The 19,359-nt window shown below is 33.7% G+C and carries 21 protein-coding genes and 2 other annotated features; of the genes, 20 read left to right on the forward strand and 1 reads right to left on the reverse strand.

The features are described from left to right. Window positions 1-61: 61 nt before the first annotated feature. The 9 genes from ytxC to SPD45_RS06160 all read left to right on the forward strand — a co-directional run bounded on the left by ytxC (window position 62) and on the right by SPD45_RS06160 (window position 6,872). Complete coding sequence (gene ytxC / locus SPD45_RS06120) at window positions 62-895, forward strand: sporulation protein YtxC (RefSeq protein WP_336266849.1); 834 nt, start codon at window positions 62-64, stop codon at window positions 893-895. A gap of 50 nt (window positions 896-945) precedes the next feature. Continuing rightward, window positions 946-1,183: a binding site (T-box leader), on the forward strand. 69 nt (window positions 1,184-1,252) lie between these two features. Then, window positions 1,253-3,190: a threonine--tRNA ligase gene (thrS, locus tag SPD45_RS06125; RefSeq protein ID WP_336266850.1), complete on the forward strand. Its 1,938-nt coding sequence runs from the start codon at window positions 1,253-1,255 to the stop codon at window positions 3,188-3,190. A 71-nt stretch (window positions 3,191-3,261) separates the two neighbouring features. Beyond that, window positions 3,262-3,385 (forward strand) — a sequence feature (ribosomal protein L20 leader region). A 64-nt stretch (window positions 3,386-3,449) separates the two neighbouring features. After that, complete coding sequence (gene infC, locus SPD45_RS06130; protein ID WP_336266904.1) at window positions 3,450-3,953, forward strand: translation initiation factor IF-3; 504 nt, start codon at window positions 3,450-3,452, stop codon at window positions 3,951-3,953. A gap of 34 nt (window positions 3,954-3,987) precedes the next feature. Next, window positions 3,988-4,182: a 50S ribosomal protein L35 gene (gene rpmI / locus SPD45_RS06135; RefSeq protein ID WP_336266851.1), complete on the forward strand. Its 195-nt coding sequence runs from the start codon at window positions 3,988-3,990 to the stop codon at window positions 4,180-4,182. 50 nt (window positions 4,183-4,232) lie between these two features. Beyond that, window positions 4,233-4,589 (forward strand): 50S ribosomal protein L20, encoded by a 357-nt coding sequence (gene rplT / locus SPD45_RS06140; protein WP_336266852.1) that lies wholly within the window; start codon window positions 4,233-4,235, stop codon window positions 4,587-4,589. A 163-nt stretch (window positions 4,590-4,752) separates the two neighbouring features. Next, window positions 4,753-5,169 (forward strand): hypothetical protein, encoded by a 417-nt coding sequence (locus tag SPD45_RS06145; protein ID WP_336266853.1) that lies wholly within the window; start codon window positions 4,753-4,755, stop codon window positions 5,167-5,169. A gap of 21 nt (window positions 5,170-5,190) precedes the next feature. Continuing rightward, a complete protein-coding gene (locus SPD45_RS06150) occupies window positions 5,191-5,850 on the forward strand; it encodes an HD domain-containing protein (protein WP_336266854.1) in 660 nt (219 codons plus the stop codon). Continuing rightward, complete coding sequence (locus SPD45_RS06155; protein ID WP_336266855.1) at window positions 5,847-6,281, forward strand: PH domain-containing protein; 435 nt, start codon at window positions 5,847-5,849, stop codon at window positions 6,279-6,281. Before SPD45_RS06150 ends, SPD45_RS06155 begins: the two co-directional genes overlap by 4 nt. Window positions 6,282-6,617: 336 nt before the next feature. After that, a complete protein-coding gene (locus SPD45_RS06160; RefSeq protein WP_336266856.1) occupies window positions 6,618-6,872 on the forward strand; it encodes a hypothetical protein in 255 nt (84 codons plus the stop codon). 74 nt (window positions 6,873-6,946) lie between these two features. Here the strand turns inward: SPD45_RS06160 and SPD45_RS06165 are convergent, their stop codons facing one another. Further along, window positions 6,947-8,374: an aldehyde dehydrogenase family protein gene (locus SPD45_RS06165; RefSeq protein WP_336266857.1), complete on the reverse strand. Its 1,428-nt coding sequence runs from the start codon at window positions 8,372-8,374 to the stop codon at window positions 6,947-6,949. 115 nt (window positions 8,375-8,489) lie between these two features. On the opposite strand from SPD45_RS06165, the gene SPD45_RS06170 reads away from it, so the two are divergent. The 11 genes from SPD45_RS06170 to SPD45_RS06220 all read left to right on the forward strand — a co-directional run bounded on the left by SPD45_RS06170 (window position 8,490) and on the right by SPD45_RS06220 (window position 19,330). Beyond that, window positions 8,490-8,981 (forward strand): dUTP diphosphatase, encoded by a 492-nt coding sequence (locus SPD45_RS06170; protein ID WP_336266858.1) that lies wholly within the window; start codon window positions 8,490-8,492, stop codon window positions 8,979-8,981. Between the two features lie 24 nt (window positions 8,982-9,005). Beyond that, a complete protein-coding gene (locus SPD45_RS06175; protein ID WP_336266905.1) occupies window positions 9,006-10,091 on the forward strand; it encodes a M42 family metallopeptidase in 1,086 nt (361 codons plus the stop codon). A 151-nt stretch (window positions 10,092-10,242) separates the two neighbouring features. Beyond that, complete coding sequence (locus tag SPD45_RS06180) at window positions 10,243-11,451, forward strand: MFS transporter (RefSeq protein WP_336266859.1); 1,209 nt, start codon at window positions 10,243-10,245, stop codon at window positions 11,449-11,451. Window positions 11,452-11,859: 408 nt separating this feature from the next. Next, the gene (locus SPD45_RS06185; RefSeq protein WP_336266860.1) at window positions 11,860-12,612 is read left to right on the forward strand and encodes an IclR family transcriptional regulator; all 753 of its coding nucleotides are present in this window, start codon (window positions 11,860-11,862) and stop codon (window positions 12,610-12,612) included. 24 nt (window positions 12,613-12,636) lie between these two features. Then, on the forward strand, window positions 12,637-13,653 hold the full coding sequence (locus tag SPD45_RS06190) for a TRAP transporter substrate-binding protein (RefSeq protein WP_336266861.1): 1,017 nt from the start codon (window positions 12,637-12,639) through the stop codon (window positions 13,651-13,653). A 207-nt stretch (window positions 13,654-13,860) separates the two neighbouring features. Next, window positions 13,861-14,346, forward strand: coding sequence for a TRAP transporter small permease (locus tag SPD45_RS06195; RefSeq protein ID WP_336266862.1), 486 nt, complete (start codon window positions 13,861-13,863; stop codon window positions 14,344-14,346). Next, window positions 14,343-15,623: a TRAP transporter large permease gene (locus tag SPD45_RS06200; protein ID WP_336266863.1), complete on the forward strand. Its 1,281-nt coding sequence runs from the start codon at window positions 14,343-14,345 to the stop codon at window positions 15,621-15,623. The genes SPD45_RS06195 and SPD45_RS06200 overlap by 4 nt, the downstream gene beginning before the upstream one ends. 117 nt (window positions 15,624-15,740) lie before the next feature. Continuing rightward, window positions 15,741-16,661 (forward strand): DMT family transporter, encoded by a 921-nt coding sequence (locus tag SPD45_RS06205; RefSeq protein ID WP_336266864.1) that lies wholly within the window; start codon window positions 15,741-15,743, stop codon window positions 16,659-16,661. A gap of 124 nt (window positions 16,662-16,785) precedes the next feature. Next, complete coding sequence (locus SPD45_RS06210) at window positions 16,786-17,283, forward strand: flavin reductase family protein (RefSeq protein WP_336266865.1); 498 nt, start codon at window positions 16,786-16,788, stop codon at window positions 17,281-17,283. Between the two features lie 12 nt (window positions 17,284-17,295). Beyond that, a complete protein-coding gene (locus tag SPD45_RS06215) occupies window positions 17,296-18,771 on the forward strand; it encodes a 4-hydroxyphenylacetate 3-hydroxylase family protein (protein ID WP_336266866.1) in 1,476 nt (491 codons plus the stop codon). A gap of 34 nt (window positions 18,772-18,805) precedes the next feature. After that, window positions 18,806-19,330 (forward strand): FAD synthetase family protein, encoded by a 525-nt coding sequence (locus SPD45_RS06220; RefSeq protein ID WP_336266867.1) that lies wholly within the window; start codon window positions 18,806-18,808, stop codon window positions 19,328-19,330. The last annotated feature ends 29 nt before the right edge of the window (window positions 19,331-19,359 follow it).

Consider the following 19,359-nt stretch of genomic DNA (forward strand, 5'->3'; position numbering starts at 1 on the left):
ATGAAACCGTTCATACATCCATATAGTGATAATACATATATGGATGAAGGACGGTGTTTATTTGCGAAAAATTTATTTTCATTGCGAAGACGAACTCATGTATTTTTGTGAACTTCTATTTCAAAAAGAAAAGAAAATCCACTTACATTGGGAAAATCAAAGTCGACATAAAAATGAACTGACCATTTTACAACATGTGCCAGATGATAGTATAAAAGCATGTATGATCCAACTTTTTATGCAATTTCGATTTCACCGTATGATGAAAGAAATCATTCAAGATACATTTCATTACGATAAAGATGAAGAGGTTGAAGCGATTATGCATTGGACAGATTGGGTCATTACTGCGAATATTCATCATGAGAGATTGTACAAGCACCATGAAACATTTCAAAAATTTTTACGGCCATTATTTTCACGTTATATTTTTGATCGAACATATATCCATTTTGATGAGATGTGTTTATTTTCTCGCCAAGAAGTAAAACGAAAAATGACCCAAATTGTCGGTTATGCAATTGATGAGTGGAAAGAAGAGGAACGATACCAGCATTTTATTCATGCAATTCGTGTATACATTCAAAGCCGACCGAGCAAAATAGATGAAATACATATTTTACATGAAGATACATTTCAATTTTTTACATATCGTGGAGAAAAAATTGTGCAAGAACAAATTGAGCATCATTTAGAAAAAGAACCGTTATATTTATTTGGAATCGATACATTAGAATATGATGTCACACCAGTCATTACATTTTTACCAAAACAAATATATGTGTATACAGACGATTTAGCAGATACAAAGGTAACAGCTTTACGTAATATTTTTGAAGAAAAAGTGACCCCATTGCAAAAAAAGTATTTTCCGTTTCGTGTGAAGGAAAATTAATTGAAAAAAATTTATATTATTGGTATACTTTTTAATAGAAAAAGTTGATATGAGAAGTTATGAAAAGGACACGATTGTTTCAAGTAATCATAGACAGGAAAAGAAGCCATTGACTGAGAGCTTTTGCTATTGATTCGAAATAATTACCACCTTTGAACTCTACAATGGAAATAATAGTATATTGTAGCGGATTTCACCGTTAACGAAAGAATGAAGTCGAATCATTTTTACGTATTTATTACGTTTCGAAAATGAGGGTGGAACCACGAATATATACTCGTCCCTTTAGTTTTTAAGGGAGGAGTATTTTTATTTTTACAAGCATAATTTCAACTATATAAGAAGGAGTGTTTTAGAATGATTACAATGACGTTTCCTGATGGAAATACAAAAGAGTTTGAACAAGGGGTAACAGGGGAAGAAATTGCCCAATCAATTTCACCCGGTTTAAGAAAACAAGCGGTAGCAATTAAGCTAGACGGTGAACATTATGATCTACGACGCCCAATTGAAAAAGATGCCGCGATTGAGATCATTACATACCGTGATGAAGAAGGTATTGATATTATGCGTCACTCGACAGCACACTTACTAGCTCAAGCTGTCAAACGTTTATTTGGTGATGTGAAATTTGGTGTTGGTCCGGTAATCGAAGAAGGGTTTTACTATGATATGGATTTAGAACATGTTATTACACCAGAAGATTTACCAAAAATTGAAAAAGAAATGCAACGTATTATTGACGAAAATTTAGAAATTGAGCGTATTGAAGTATCACGTGAGGAAGCGAAAAAAATGTTCGAGGAAATTGGGGACGATTTAAAATTAGAATTAATCGATGCCATTCCTGAAGACGAACAAGTAACGATTTATAAGCAAGGCGAATTTTTTGACCTTTGTCGTGGAGTTCATGTACCACAAACTTCGAAAATTAAAGCATTTAAACTATTAAGTATTTCTGGAGCTTACTGGCGAGGAGATAGTGACAATCAAATGTTGCAACGTATTTACGGAACGGCATTTGAAAAAGAAAAAGAAGTAAAAGATTATTTACAACTTTTAGAAGAGCGTAAAGAACGCGACCATCGAAAATTAGGAAAAGAATTAGAGATCTTTACTATTTCTCAAAAAGTGGGACAAGGTTTACCATTATGGTTACCAAAAGGAGCAACAATTCGTCGTATTATTGAGCGTTATATTGTAGATTTAGAAGAAAAATTAGGATATGACCACGTCTATACACCTGTATTAGGAAGTGCAGAGCTGTATAAAACTAGTGGACATTATGACCACTACCAAGAAGATATGTTCCCAGTTATGGATATGGACAATGAAGAGCTTTTCCTACGTCCAATGAACTGTCCACACCATATGATGGTATATAAAAACAATTTATATAGTTATCGTAACTTACCTGTTCGAATTGCTGAACTTGGTATGATGCACCGTTATGAAATGTCTGGAGCGTTAGCAGGGTTACAACGTGTAAGAGGAATGACGTTAAACGATGCCCATATTTTTGCTCGTCCAGACCAAATTAAAGATGAATTCATTCGTGTCGTCGAATTAATTAAACATGTATATAAAGATTTCGGCATTACAGATTATTATTTCCGTTTATCTTATAGAGATCCTGAAGATAAAGAGAAATATATTGACGATGATTACATGTGGGAAATGGCACAAACAGCATTGAAAGAGACGATGGATGAACTCGAATTACCGTATGTTGAAGCAATTGGGGAAGCGGCGTTTTATGGACCGAAACTTGATGTTCAAGTAAAAACAGCATTAGGACATGATGAAACATTATCAACAGTTCAGCTTGACTATCAAGTTGCGGAAAGATTTGATTTATCTTATATTGGAGAAGATGGGAAACACCATCGACCTGTCGTTATTCACCGTGGAGTTGTGTCAACGATGGAACGTTTTGTAGCATATTTAATCGAAGAATATAAAGGTGCATTTCCAACATGGCTTGCTCCTGTACAAGTACAAATTATTCCAGTATCATTAGCTGTTCATGCAGATTATGCGAAAAAAGTCGAAGATACTTTACGAATGGCAGGCATTCGTGTAGATGTAGATGTTCGTGAAGAAAAATTAGGCTATAAAATCCGTGAAGCACAGACGAAGAAAATTCCTTTCGCATTAGTATTAGGAGATAAGGAAATGGAATCTGATGAAGTAAATATTCGTCGTTATGGTCAAAAAGAGACAGAAACAATGTCCCTTGATGAGTTTGTTACGTTCATCCAACAGGAAGTTACAGAAAAGGTAAGTAAAAAGTAAAAGTCTGTTTGACAAATGCAATGTAGCATGTTATTATATAAAAGTTGAATGAATTCATTCGACACGATCTAAAAGACAAGTAGGAGCACCCGCTTCTCACCTGACTAACACATTATGTCGTTGGCTGGTTAAATATCTTTCAAAATGATGAAGATAAATGTGGGTGCACTCGTGTGCCCACATTTTTTAATTGGATAAGCTCATCATCTTGTCATTCTGGATCAAAAATTTTCGGAGGTGGCTAGATATTAGCAAAGAGATGAATGTGAATCAGTCGATTCGTGCAAGAGAAGTACGTCTAATTGATGCAAATGGTGATCAACTAGGAGTAAAATCTCGTGATGAAGCATTAGAGATTGCAGCAACGAGAAACTTAGATTTAGTTTTAGTAGCTCCTGGTGCTAAACCGCCAGTATGTCGTATTATGGACTACGGTAAGTATCGTTACGAACAACAGAAAAAAGAAAAAGAGGCACGTAAGAAACAACGTGTTATCAACGTGAAAGAAGTTCGTTTATCTCCAGGAATTGGTGATCACGACTTCAATACGAAACTAAGAAACGCACGTAAATTCATCGAAAATGGTGACAAAGTAAAAGCATCTGTCCGTTTTAGAGGGCGTGCCATTACGCACAAAGAATTAGGTCAAGAAGTCCTAAATCGTTTAGCAGAAGAGGTAAAAGATATCGCTACTGTTGAATCGAAAGCTAAAATGGAAGGGCGTCAAATGTTCATGATGCTTGCACCAATCACTGAAAAGTAATTTGTTTACTGGATTATTTAAGGAGGAAATTGACATGCCAAAAATGAAAACACATAGAGGATCTGCAAAACGTTTCAAAAGAACTGCATCTGGAAAATTAAAACGCGCACAAGGATATACAAGTCACTTATTCGCGAACAAATCACAGAAGCAAAAACGTAAATTACGTAAAAACTCAATGGTTTCTGAGAGTGATTTAAAACGTATCGATCAAATGTTACCTAGATAATAGGAAAATTACACAATATATTAGAGGAACAATCTTAGGAGGTAGAAACAATGGCACGAGTTAAAGGTGGAACAGTTACGCGCGCTCGTCGTAAACGTGTTCTAAAATTATCAAAAGGTTATTATGGTGCAAAACATAAATTATTCAAAAACGCAAAACAACAGGTGATGAAGTCAGGTAACTACGCTTACCGCGACCGTAAACAAAGAAAACGTGATTTCCGTAAATTATGGATCGCACGTATTAACGCTGCAGCACGTTTAAACGATATTTCTTACAGCAAATTAATGCACGGTTTAAAAGTTGCTGGAGTAGATATTAACCGTAAAATGTTAGCTGAATTAGCTGTAAACGATGCAGACGCATTCGCTAAATTAGTAGATCAAGCTAAAGCAGCAACTAAATAAGACACTATAAATAAAGCACAAAACTTTCTATGGAAGGTTTTGTGTTTTTTTATTTTCGCTTATGAAAGAAACCCTAATATAATGGAATAGCACGAAAAAATTGCTTTTACAATACAAAAAACATGTTAAGATAGAAAGAACACGATTAGAAAGTAGGTACATGATGAAACGCTTTTTGTATATGTTTTGTTGGATGCTTGTCATAGGTTTTTTATTTTATTATGCAATACAGTGGCGAATGTCTCTTGTGATTTTAATGAAAGAAGAATTTCTTTTTCTTCCTTTAATGATTTTTACAGTTGTTTTTCCTATAATTTTAGGTATGTTGCTTCGTCTACCAAAATTGATACTAGAATGGAAGCAATATAACAAGTGGTCATATGATTGGATGAAATTTTTTGTTGTTGCATTACCGAATTTATTCGTATTAATTTTATTTGTTCTCTCCTATTTCAACTTATTCACTGTTATGCATGTGTTCATCGTTGGAGATTATATTTTACCGACAGTAGTTGGATTAGTTTTTGGATATGTACTTTTAGATTGTATAAAAGGTAGTAATTCGGACGAAAAGATGTAATAATTTTACTAGATAATGATAATGGTGGGGGAGAATACGTTGGACAAAATAGAACAAACGGAACGATGGGTAAAGGATAAATTATTAAATGAAACGACTGGGCACGATTGGCATCATATAGTGAGGGTTACAAATTTAGCAAAAGAGATAGCAGAACGAGAAGGTGCAAACTTATTTATCGTAACAATGGCGGCATTATTGCATGATGTAGCAGACGATAAAATCGTTAACGATGAAACGGCTGCATTACAAGAAATCGTCGATTGGCTCCAAACAATAGAGGTATCGGATGAAGCGATCGATCATATAATGGAAATCATTCAAACAATATCATTTAAAGGTGGTACGGGAACAAAGGTACGGACATTAGAAGCACGAGTCGTGCAAGATGCAGATCGTCTTGATGCACTTGGGGCGATTGGAATTGCACGAACATTTCAATATAGTGGGGCAAAAGGGCAAGCGATATATGATCCAACTATCCAACCACGAACAAATATGACACTTGCACAATATCGTAACGAAAAATCTTCTGCTATTAATCATTTTTATGAGAAATTGCTCTTATTAAAAGAGACGATGAATACAGAAGAAGGGAAACAAATTGCCGAACAACGTCATCGATTTATGGAACAATTTTTAGTACAATTTTTTGAAGAATGGGGAACGAAACAAGAGTGAAACAGACAAATTATGATACAAACAATGAAGTGAATTTTACATCGAAAAAAGATATTTGGCTAGCTTTGTTTATTTGGGGGACCATTATATTCATGTGTTTACTCATGATTATAGATAGAAGCATAATGTTATATGTTGTCGGTATTTTAATAAATGTATTTCTTTTGTGGATTTGGTTTGGTACGAATTATAAAGTAACGGAGGAACAACTTTATATCGTGTCAGGACCTTTTCGGACTATCGTACATATAGCAAAAATTAGAAAAATAAAGCCGACAAAATCCCTTTTATCAGCCCCCGCACTATCAGTTGATCGCCTTGAAATACATTATAATAAATATGACATGGTCATTGTTTCTCCTAAAGAAAAAAATGCATTCATTCGTCATTTACAATCAAAAAATAAAAGTATAGAAGTTGAGAAAAAGTAACATGATAAGGCAAAGTACGAAGCGCTTCGTACCATACCTTTTATTATACATTTGAAAACGCCTAGTTTTACTGAGGGGGCGGTAGCTTTTAGGATGTTATTGAAAATGCATATTATCTTGTTAAGCTAAAATGGGATTCTCTTATAACAGAAGGGGCAATCCTAATGTAGACACAGTGTAGAAGTAAGTATTCCACTAAAAATTACGTATATCTCAATATATGGGTATTCAGATAAAAGTGGCCTGATGATTTTTTGTTATGCAAATGTAAACTACAAAAACGGGAACAGGAAGTTGCAAGAATCCGGCGCGAAGTTGCAAGAATGCAACCCATAGTTGCAAGAATACATACCGAAGTTGCAAGAATCCGGTGCGAAGTTGCAAGAATACATAGCGAAGTTGCAAGAATCCGGTGCGAAGTTGCAAGAATGCAACCCAAAGTTGCAAGAATCCATACCGAAGTTGCAAGAATGCAACCCGAAGTTGCAAGAATGCAACCCAAAGTTGCAAGAATCCATACCAAAGTTGCAAGAATGCAACCCAAAAGTGAATAATGAAGTGCAAAAGGAGGTCGTTCTGTGGGCCTTTTAAGAGCTGTAGCCGATCACAAAGGCATTTAGCCACAGAACAAACTACAGTTCACACTGGTAGTTTTAATTTATAACTCATGTAAAGCCTAAGACGGCTTTTACTTCTAAATATTCCTCCATCCCGTACACACCACATTCTCGACCAATGCCAGATTGTTTGTATCCTCCAAATGGTGCACTATAATCTGTCGCACCACCATTGACGGAAATCTCACCAGCACGAATTTCATTTGCAACATATTTTACAGTTTCTGGATTGTTTCCCAATACGTAACCAGCTAGTCCGTAAATCGTATCATTTGCCATTTCTAGTGCTTCATCAATGGAATCATACGTCATAACCGACATGACGGGTCCAAAAATTTCCTCCTGAGCAATCGTCATATCATTTTGTACATTGGTAAAAATAGTAGGTTTTACGAAATAGCCCGTTTCTAATCCAGGGGGTTTTCCAGTCCCACCTAAAAATAATGTTGCACCTTCTTCGACCCCTTTTTCAATATAATATTGCACCCGATCAAACTGTTTGGCAGAAATGACAGGGCCGATACGAGTTGATTTATCAGTCGGTAGTCCAACGACATAACTATCATAAATTTCTTTTAATGCTTGTAAAAATTCCGTTTCTTTATGGGCTGGAATGAATGTCCGAGATGCTAACGTACATACTTGACCACAGTTAAATGTTACATTTGAAAGTGCGATTTTTGCTGCTTTCTCCATATCAAAATCGTCTAAAATAATCATTGGTGATTTTCCACCAAGCTCTAATGCAACTTTTTTCACTGTTTCTGCGGCACGAATAGAAATCTTTTTTCCTGTTTCATTGGAACCTGTAAATGAAACAAAATCAATATCTGGATGCCCACTTATCGCATGTCCTACCGAATGTCCATAACCGTTCACTAAGTTAAATACTCCTTTTGGTACTCCAGCTTCATGTAATACTTCCGCTAAAATAACGGCTGAAATCGGTGTTAATTCTGATGGTTTTAATACAACCGTGCTTCCAGCTGCTAAAGCTCCTGCAATCTTTATAACAGTTTGATTTGTCGGGAAGTTCCAAGGTGTAATTAATCCACTTACCCCAATTGCCTCTTTACGAATAATGGTGTCACCTTGTTTTTCTTCAAACGAATATGTTTCCAATTGTTGTTTTGCCTGTTTAAAATGTTCTAAGCCTGATACATAGTGGACTTTTTCACTTAAAAATAAGGTAGCCCCTAATTCATTTGAAATCGTTGTAATGAAATCATCTTTTCTTGATTCATATACATCGATAATACGTTGCAATAAATCCATTCTTTCTTTTGCAGTTGTTTTAGAAAAAGATCGAAAAGCGTTTTTTGCTGCATGTACTGCTCTATCGACATCTTCTGCTGACCCGTCTGCAACTTGAGCGAATACTTCCTCTGTAGCAGGATTGATGACACCGATAGTAGTTTTATTCGTTGCATCCACCCATTCTCCATTTATATATTGCTGAATATGTTGTTGAACCATTACGATCGACTCCTTCCTTTATCGTTTAGTATAAACTTTTTTAGAAAAAGAAACAAAGCACTTGTATACGATTCCATAAAAAATATGATACAATAATTTTTGGGGAGGTTGTACAGTGAACTGGGATACATTATTTGATATGCAACAAAAATTAGATGATTACATAAGTAAAAACCATCAATTAGATGGAAAAGATTTATTAGAAGAGCGTTTTTTGGCATTACTCGTTGAAACTGGGGAGCTAGCAAATGAAACACGTTGTTTTAAATTTTGGAGTAAAAAGGCAGCGTCAACGAAAGAAGTAATTTTGGAAGAATATGTTGATAATATCCACTTTTTATTGTCATTAGGTTTACATAAAGGGTATACATTTTCTACATTAGAAACTACACAAAAAGCGGAACAAAAAAATATGACAATTACATTTAACAAGTTGTTTGCTACATGTATGCAATTTTATAAAGAACAGACGAAAGAACATTATAAAGCGATGTTCCAAATGTATATCCAATTGGCGAGTATGCTTGGTTTTTCAGAGCAAGATATTATGAAAGCATATTACGAAAAAAATGAAGTGAATTTTCAACGACAAGATGAGGGATATTAATTATTAAAGGAGGAAGAAGAAATGATGGCAAAATTAGATGAAACATTAACGATGCTAAAAGATTTAACAGACGCAAATGCCATTTCTGGAGATGAAAAAGAAGCACGTGATGTGATGGAAAAATATATTGCACCATATGCAGATGAAGTATATACAGACAATTTAGGTAGTTTAATCGCGAAAAAGACGGGCGATGAAAATGGTCCGAAAATTATGGTTGCAGGTCATTTAGATGAAGTTGGTTTTATGGTTACTCGTATCGATAAAAATGGATTTTTATATTTCCAAACAATCGGTGGTTGGTGGAGCCAAGTAATGTTGGCACAACGAGTAACGATTAAAACGAAAAATGGAAATTTAACAGGTGTCATTGGATCAAAACCTCCACATATTTTATCACCAGAGGCACGTAAAAAGCCTGTGGAAATCAAAGATATGTTTATAGATATCGGTGCTTCGAGTAAAGAGGAAGCGGAAGCGTTCGGAGTACGCCCAGGAGATTCAGTCATCCCTTATTTTGAATTTACTCAGATGAATAATGAAAAAATGTTACTTGCCAAAGCATGGGATAATCGTATCGGTTGTGCCATTGCGATTGAAGTATTAAAACAATTAGAAAATGAACAGCATCCAAATATCGTATACGGTGTTGGGACAATTCAAGAAGAAGTAGGATTACGTGGAGCAAAAACTTCTGCACACCTCATCAATCCGGATATTGCCTTTGGTGTGGATGTTGGAATCGCGGGGGATACACCTGGTATTTCTGATCAAGAAGCAGATAGTAAATTAGGGGAAGGTCCACAAATTATTTTATATGATGCTTCTATGATTTCGCATAAAGGTGTACGTAACCTAGTTGTGGAAACAGCGGAAGAAAAGAATATTCCATTTCAATATTCATCCATGGCAGGTGGTGGAACTGACTCTGGTGCAATCCACATTTCACAAGATGGAGTTCCAGCATTATCCATTACAATAGCAACACGATATATCCATTCTCATGCAGCAATGTTACATCGTGACGATTTCGACAATGCAGTAAAATTAATCGTTGAAGTGATTAAAAAATTAGACAGTGAAAAAGTAAAAGAAATTCGATTTGCATAAGCTTTTTACTAAAATTTAATATCACGTATGGAATGAAACACAAATATTTAATTCACTATATTTTAAAGATATTAGAAGGTGCTATTAATTATTATTTGTGTTTCATTTTTTATTGAAAAATGAAAAGACAAAGAGAAAGTTGATGTAGACTATGACATATATGAATGAAACTTCAAAATGGAAAATGCTTTTATATCTAGTACTTATTCAGTTTATTATTGCTTTTGTAGCTAGAAGTATAGCACCGTTAGCAATATTAATTGGAGAAGATTTAAGTTTAACAGCAGCCCAAATTGGAATGTTTCCATCGGCATTGTTTTTAGGACAATCGATTGTATCTATTCCATCAGGTATGTTAGTAGATAAATTAGGTTCAAAATATATGATGTTAGTAATTATTATTATGTTAAGTAGTGCATTCTTTTTATTATCAATGACAAAGACATTTCCTTTCACATTATTATTAATTATTGTTGCAGGAATTGCGTATGGTGCTTCTCATCCAACAACCAATCGCGGAATTGTTTATTGGTTTCCATTGAAAGATAGAGGAACGGCAATGGGCATCAAGCAAATGGGGGTGACAGTTGGATCTGCATGTTCAGCACTAATTTTACTTCCAATTGCAAATAATTTTGGATGGAAAGTTGCTGTTTTATATGCGGCATTAAGTTTATTAATGATTGGTCTTATATTATATAAACTTTATTATGAACCGAAAGATTTTTTTGAAGGAAGTAAAGTAAAAAACGAAAAACATACATTCCGTGTCGTCATTACTTTATTTAAAAATAAAATACTTTTATTAATTACTATTTGTGCGATGATGCTAAGTGGTTCACAAATGATATTAAATACATTTATTATTTTATATGCGCATCATGAATTACAAATCTCCTTAATATTAGCTGGCAGTTTACTTATCATAGCAGAGATTGGTGGCTCCGCCGGACGTATAGTTTGGGGGATTGTAAGTGATAAAATTTTTAAAGGAAACAGAATAATAGTTTTATTATTAATTTCTATTTTTGTTGCCCTAACATCTAGTTCTATTAGTTTTCTAACGGAAAATGTTTCATTTTATTTATTGGCTACCATCGTTTTTTTATTTGGATTTGCCGTATCAGGGTTTAATGGAGTTTGGATGAATGCGACAACAGAAATCGTCGATAAAAAACTAGCCGGAATTTCTACTGGAATTAGTATTACATTTGGATCGTTAGGAGTTGTTTTTTTACCGCCAATTTTTGGCAAAATTATCGATGTAACGAATGATTATACATATGGTTGGTTATTTGTAACTTCATTAATGCTTATTACTTCATTGTTATGCTGGTATATGTTGAAACAAAAGAGATAAACATTTGTAAAGAAATAAATTCACAAAAGAGTCAAAATTTTTAATCTAATTTCATCATGTGAAATTAGATTATTGTTTTGTGAAAGCGTTATCAATAAAATGTATGTATATTAATATAAATGGGGGTTGGGAAAAATAAGCACGAAGAATAAAAATGTCTACGATATATTGCACGTAAGGTCGTTATTGTTTCTTACTATGTCATGAGCGGTATTAGCAAAAATTACATTCTTTTTCGTCAGCCTGGTTGTAAAATAGAATAGCCAATTAACTCCGAGTATAATAATCAGAATTTTCCCAATATTAATGTGTGAACAATTAAAAAGTATATAATAATTATTGGGAAACTATGACAACGCTTTCACGATAGTTGGATTTTATGATATTAGAGAGAAGGAGGTAGAAGGTTTGATTGAATCGGTTAAAAAGGCATGTAATATATTAAAATGTTTTTCTGTTGAGGATCCTGTTTTAAGTAATTTAGAAATAGCGGAAAAACTTGAACTTAGCCCAAGTACGACACATCACATCGTTAAAACATTATGTAGGGAAGGAGTGTTAATACGGGATACAAACAGAAAATACCGACTTGGTTGGCAGCTCATGGAGTGGAGTAATAGTGTGATGTATCAACAAGATATTTATCATAAAGCACTACCATTTGCCAAAGAATTGACAGAAAAATATGTTGGTACAGTTCACATAGGCATGTACGACAAAGGTGATGTTGTATTCGTATTACGAGTATCTTCCAAACAAGCAGATTACGTTCCAACTTTTTTAGGGAATCGTAAACCAGCATATACGACGAGTTCAGGAAAAGTATTACTCGCTTTTAATCGAAGTTATTTACAAGATGTGATTGCACAAGGGTTAAAAAAACATGGTCCAAACACTATTACAGAAGTAATTGAATTAAAGAAGGAATTAAGTACGGTAAAAAAACAAGGATTCTCTATTAGTATAAATGAGAATGATACACACACATATGCCGTAGCTGCACCGATACAATCATACTCAGGTCAAACTATAGCATCAGTAAACTTTGTAGCGCCTACTAGTTATATGAATACTATTAACAAAGAACAGTTAGTTAGAAATGTGATTAATTTGTCTAAGGAATTATCAAGAGAAATAGGTTATATAGACTTACTTAATTAAAATTAAATTCAGGAGGGGAAGTAAATGAAAAAATCATTTATATTCGGGATTGTTTTTTTAATGTTTGTATTAGCTGCATGTGGTGGGAATAATGATGCAAGTTCTAATAACAAAAAAGATAGTGGAAGTGCAGATGATGCCACATATGAATTTAAATTAGGTCACATTGCACCACCAGATCATATTTGGAATGATGCAGCACAAAAGTTTGCAGATGAATTAAATGAATTATCAGATGGAAGAATGTCAGTTGAATTATATCCAGGCGGACAATTAGGTAGTGATGATGATATGGTTCAACAATTGGAAGCGGGTTCATTAGATTTTGGTTTTATAACAAATGCTTATTTAACATCAAAGTCTGATGCATTTAGTGCATGGTTTGCACCGTACATATTCGATTCTTATGAAGAAGCATTAGAGGCAAGTGATACTGATATCGCGAAAGAAATTTTATCTACATTGGATGATCAAGGTTTAACTGCTCTAGATTACTTCTTCTCAGGTCACCGTACGATGATGTTTAGAGAAAAAGTTACATCACCTGATGAGATTAAAGGTTTAACATTACGTGTAACACCGAGCCCAGCTTTAGAAGATTGGTATAGATCACTCGGTGCGAGCCCTGAATCCATTTCTTTACCAGATGTGTATCAATCAGCACAAACGGGAGTTATTGATGGAATGGAAATGGACTTAGATGCTGCTGTGACATCTAACTTCAATGAGGTAACAGGTTATGGAGCTTTAACAAATCATATGGTATGGCCTTCTGTCATGATTGCTAGTAGTAAAGTTTACAATGATTTGTCTGAAGAGGATCAAGAGATTGTAAAAGAAGCAATGGCAACAGCTTCTGAATACGCTACATTAAAACGTGCAGATCAAGAAGAGGAGTTTATGGAAATTTTAGAAGATCGTGGTATGGAATTATACGAAATTGATACAGCTTTATTTGATCCATTCGTAGAAGAATTCGATGAAAAATATAAAGAGAAAGATCCAATTATCGAAGAGTTTATTAATCAATTTAGAAAATAATGTAATAAAAATAATTACGTTGGATATTTATTGACACGTATGATCATTTATATCGTCCATTAAACTCTTTACCAATCATCAGATTATTGTATGTGAATAAATTTTTGTTTACATAAATGATAACTTGTTTATACAGATAGGTTTAAGACAACGAACATAAATGATCTTCGTGTTTTTATGTTTTGTTCTTGGGAAGAGGAGGTAGCTATGAATCAGATTAGTAAATTCATTGAAAAGATAGAGAAATTTGTTTCGATTATATTAATTGCAGCACTAACATTCATTTTATTTCTTGCTGTTATTTATCGGTATTTTTTAAATAGTCCACTGTTTTGGGCAAATGAAATAAGTATTTTTATTATGGCATGGTTAACATTTTTAGGTGGTAGCCTTAGTTTTAAATATAAAAGCCAAGCATCTATTACTTTTTTATCTAATTCGTTATCAACTAAAAACAAAAGAATTTTAAATATTATTACACATATTATTATGTTAGTTTTTTTAGCAATCTTAATATATGTTAGTTATTATTGGATTTTTAATTTTTCGCATTCAAAATCTAGTGCTTTAAGAATTCCGATGTGGATCCCTTATTTAAGTGTACCAGTAGGTTTAAGTTTTATGTTTATACATTTATTCACTCATTTTATTCAATATATTAGAGGGAAAGAAATAGAGGAGAATACGATATGAGTTTATTCCTAACCATTGTAGTGTTCATAATTTTATTAATCATTGGTGTACCAATCTCATTAGTATTGGCCATCACATCGCTTTGCTACTTATTTATTACAGGGGATCTTACATTATTAGAAACTTTACCAAAGAAAATGTATTCAGGATTGGATAATTTTGGTTTACTAGCTATCCCATTATTTATGCTTGCGGGAGAGTTAATGAATTATGGTGGGATTACAACTCGTTTAATTTCTTTTGCTAAAGTACTAATCGGACATTTCCGTGGTGGTCTTGCATATGTTGCTATTGTAGCAAATATGTTTTTAGCTTCTATTTTAGGTTCAGCAAATGCCCAAGCTGCTATGATGAGTAAAGTCATGGTTCCTGAAATGGAAAAGGAAGGATATAGACGCGATTTTTCATCTGCATTAACGCTTGCTTCTTCTATCGTTGCGCCAGTTATTCCACCGAGCATGTTATTTATTATTTATGGAACATTAACAGGAGCGTCGATTGGGAAACTTTTCCTAGCCGGTATTATTCCAGGTATTTTAATCGGAGTTGGTTTTATTATAGTAATTGGCTTTATGAACCGAAAACAAAACTATCCGAAAGCTGAAAAAGCAACGATGAAAGAAATAATGCAATCGTTTTTAAATGTTTTACCAGCATTATTGATTCCATTCATTATTATTTATGGTATTTTAAGTGGTATTTTTACACCAACAGAGTCAGCAGCAGTAGCGTGTATCATTGCGATGATCATCGGTTTTTCATACAAACAATTAAAAATAGCATATTTGCCGAAAATATTTATTAATACAGTTATCAATACAGCTGTTATTACATTTTTAATTGTTGCTGCAAATATGTTCGGTTTTATCATTGCATATGAGCAAATACCACAAACATTAGCGAATATGATGTTATCTATTTCAGAAAATCCGTTTGTATTTTTATTATTAGTAAATATTTTATTATTATTACTAGGAACGGTACTTGATGGAATTGCAGCTTTAATTATTTTAGTTCCTGTATTAACACCATTATTAGGTACCTATGGCATAGATCCGGTTCATTTTGGGGTAATCATTACGATTAACTTAACAATTGGTTTATTAACACCACCAGTTGGGACAGGTTTATTTATTGTTTCATCTGTCGCAAAAGTAAGTATTGAAAATTTAGTCAAAGCTATTTTGCCATTTTTACTCGTTTCAATATTAATGTTATTAATCTTAACTTATTGGGAAGATGCGGTATTGTTCATACCTAATTTAATGTCAGAATAAGTGGTTTCCTTTATTGTGCTACATTTAAAATGAAATTTGTATTGCCCTAATTAGTTTTATTTTATAAGACTAATTAGGGTTTTTATAATTTTATAAATTATTAAATGAGGTGTTATTTTGCGTCCAATCATAATTGGAATAATTGGTTCATTATTTTTTTCAACAGCATTTATATTCAATCGATCAATGGAGCTTGCGGGAGGAAGTTGGATTTGGAGTGCTTCATTAAGATATTATTTTATGTTCATTTTATTGCTTATTTATTTAAGAAAAAAGAAATATATAGTAGAAGTAATTGAAAACATGAAAAAAGAACCGTTGAAATGGATTGTATGGAGTACAGTTGGTTTCGGATTATTTTATTCCACTTTATCTTATGCAACGGTACATGCACCTGGATGGTTAGTAGCGGCTACATTCCAGTTAAATATAGTAGCTGGCTCATTACTAACACCTATTATAAATAAAGAAAATAAATCTATTCCTATAATGTCCGTACTTATTTCCTTTATTATTATTGCTGGGGTTGCAGTAATGCAAATGGAGCATGTAAAAAGCGTTCCATTACAAAGTGTGTTATTAACAATTGTACCGTTAATAGTTGCATCAGTTTCCTATCCAGTTGGAAATAGAAAAATGATGCAAGTAGTACAAAATAATTTATCAACGACACAACGAATATTAGGAATGACGATTGCCTCCATGCCATTTTGGATTATTTTATCTGTTTATGGTTTGTTTACGGTTGGTGCACCAAGTGTAAATCAAGTATGGCAAACATTTGTTGTTGCTATATTTGCGGGTGTCATTGCAACTATTTTATATTTTTATGCGACGGAATTAGTAAAAGACGATAATGTAAAATTGGCTGGAGTGGAAGCGACGGTAACTGGAGCAGTAATTTTCGCTTTATTAGGAGAATTACTATTTTTACATGCACCATTACCAGAATTTACATCATTTATTGGAATGTTTTTAATTATTTCAGGAATCGTCTTACATAGCATCACATCGGTGTTTATAGACACAAAAACATAAAATGTCGAAAAATAATTTAACAAAAAAATCAGAATTTTCCACAAAGTTTCACGTGATGAAATTTCGTCGTTGTCCCTTGTAAGCGTTAACAATATAATGTGTATAACATCAATTGAAATGGAGGTTGAGAAAAATAGAAACGAAAGTATTAAGAAATTGTTTTGGACATTTTGCAACTGGAGTCACAATTGTCACCTATAAGGACAAGGAAGGAAATAATAAAGGAATTACATTAAATTCATTTACATCTGTCTCATTAGATCCGGCTTTAGCACTTATATCAATAGATAATAAGGCAAATTCGTTAGATGAATTAAAAGGAAATTCATTTGTGATTAACATTCTTTCATCAGATCAACGTCAATTAGCACTACAGTTTGCAGGGAAACCTCAAGAAGATTTAATGGTGGAATGGGAGAAGGAGACAGAATATGGTCCAGTCTTAGGAGGCACTTTAGCTACAATTGAATGTGCATGTTGGGCTGAATATCCTGGAGGAGATCATACACTCTTCGTTGGAGAAGTAAAAGATTTTGATTATACAGAAAACGAAAGTTTAATTTTTTATAAGGGTCAATTTTTACAATCAGAAAATAATGAAATTATTAAAATTAAAGAATAAGGGGTAAGAAAAATGGGAATTAGGACAGGTGAAAATTATATTGAGGCAATTAGAAAACAGAAACCAAATGTATATGTAAATGGTGAAAAAATTGATAATGTCGTCGATCATCCATATTTTAAATCACAAGTTTTAGAAATTGCGAAACTTTATGATATACAACACGATCCAGCATACCAAGATAAAATTACACATGTTTGTGAGGAAACAGGAGAAAGAGTGAACAATTCATTTTTAAATCCTACTGAACCAGAACATTTACAATTACGTCGTAATGTGTTTGAAGTATTTGCACAATCGACATTTGGATTAATGGGAAGAACACCAGATTTTTTAAATACAGTTGTAACTGGAATGGCTGCCAATGATTGGTTTTATCGGGAATATGGTGGAGAAGAATATGCAAAAAATATTGTGAATTATTACAAATATATTCGTGACAATGACTTGTTTTTAACACATGCGATTGTAAATCCGCAAAATGATAGAAGTCAATCATCACATGGTCAACAAGATGAATTTACACATTTAGGTGTTGTCAAAGAAACAGATGAAGGTTTAATCGTACGAGGGGCGAAGATGCTTGCAACATTAGCACCGATTACAGATGAAGTCATCGTTTACTCATATCCAGGGTTTAGTCCTGGTGATGAAAAATATGCCATTTCATTTGCATTGCCATCTGAAACGGAAGGATTGTATATGTATTGTCGTGAACCAGCACAAACAGGAGAGCGTTCTACATGGGATCATCCATTAGCATCACGTTTTGAAGAATCAGATGCATTATTAGTATTTGATGATGTGTTAGTTCCATGGGACCGTGTTTTTATTAATCAAAATGTAGAAGCTGGAAACCGATTATATGCTGCTACAGGTGTAAACCAACAGCCTTCCCATCAATCAGCCGTTCGTGGTTGTGAAAAAATTACATTTATTGCCGATGTTGCCTGTGCTTTAGCCGATTCGATTGGAGTAGATGGATTCTTAAATGTTCAAAATCAGCTGACGGAATTAATTCAAGCCGCAGAAACAGTAAGAGCATTAGTAAGAACAGCTGAAAGAGAATATGAAGTAACAGAACATGGTGAAGTTCGTCCGAGTATCGTACCACTAGAAACGATTCGTGGAATTTTACCAGAAGCATATCCGAAAGCAGTGCAAATTTTACAAACAATTGGTGCTGGTGGATTATTAATGTCACCAACGGAAGCGGACTTTAACAATCCAGAAATTAGCCAACATATGCAACAATATTATGTCGGCAAAACAGATGTATCTTCCGAAAGACGTGTAAGACTATTTAAGCTTGCTTGGGATTTATGCGGAGAAGCATTTGGACAGAGATTAGCACAATATGAACGTTATTACTCGGGTGACCCGGTAAGAAAAGCAGGAATGTTTTATAATGCTCATAAACGAAAAAATCCAACTTATCCACGTGTTGAAAGAGCATTGGAAGAAGGATTAAATTTAGTTAAAAATTAACGAAGCTAAGAGACTAGAAAGGTAGGTAAAGGCATTGGAAATACTTCGATCTTCCAAGGAAATTGAACTAAATGGCTCAGTTATTGCAATTGGTGCATTTGATGGAATCCACAAGGGACATCAAACTGTCATAAAAGAAACAGTTGAATATGCAAAACAATTTAATGTTTCAAGTGTTATTTACACATTTGACCCACCACCGAGACATTTTTTTCAAAATGCAAAAATTTTAACGGATCTTACAGAAAAAACAAAACGAGTATCACAGTTAGGTATTGATAAAATGATTATTGCCACGTTTGATGATACTTATATTCGAACAAGTGCACAGTCGTTTATTAATGAACTAATTCGTTTAAATCCGAAAAAAATAATTGTAGGGGAAGATTTTCGCTTTGGCAATCGTCGTACTGGAGATATACATTTGTTAAAAGAATATTTCAATGTAGAAACGATAAAGCCAGTATGTTGTCCGAACGGTGAGCGTATTTCTTCAACTAGAATTCGTAAATTAATAATTGAGGGAAAAAACGATCTAGTTGAGCCTTTATTTTCATAAATAATTTGACGATATGGGGTTGTTAGAGA

The sequence above is a fragment of the Pseudogracilibacillus sp. SO10305 genome (assembly GCF_037072005.1).
Lineage (GTDB): Bacteria > Bacillota > Bacilli > Bacillales > Amphibacillaceae > Pseudogracilibacillus > Pseudogracilibacillus intestinigallinarum.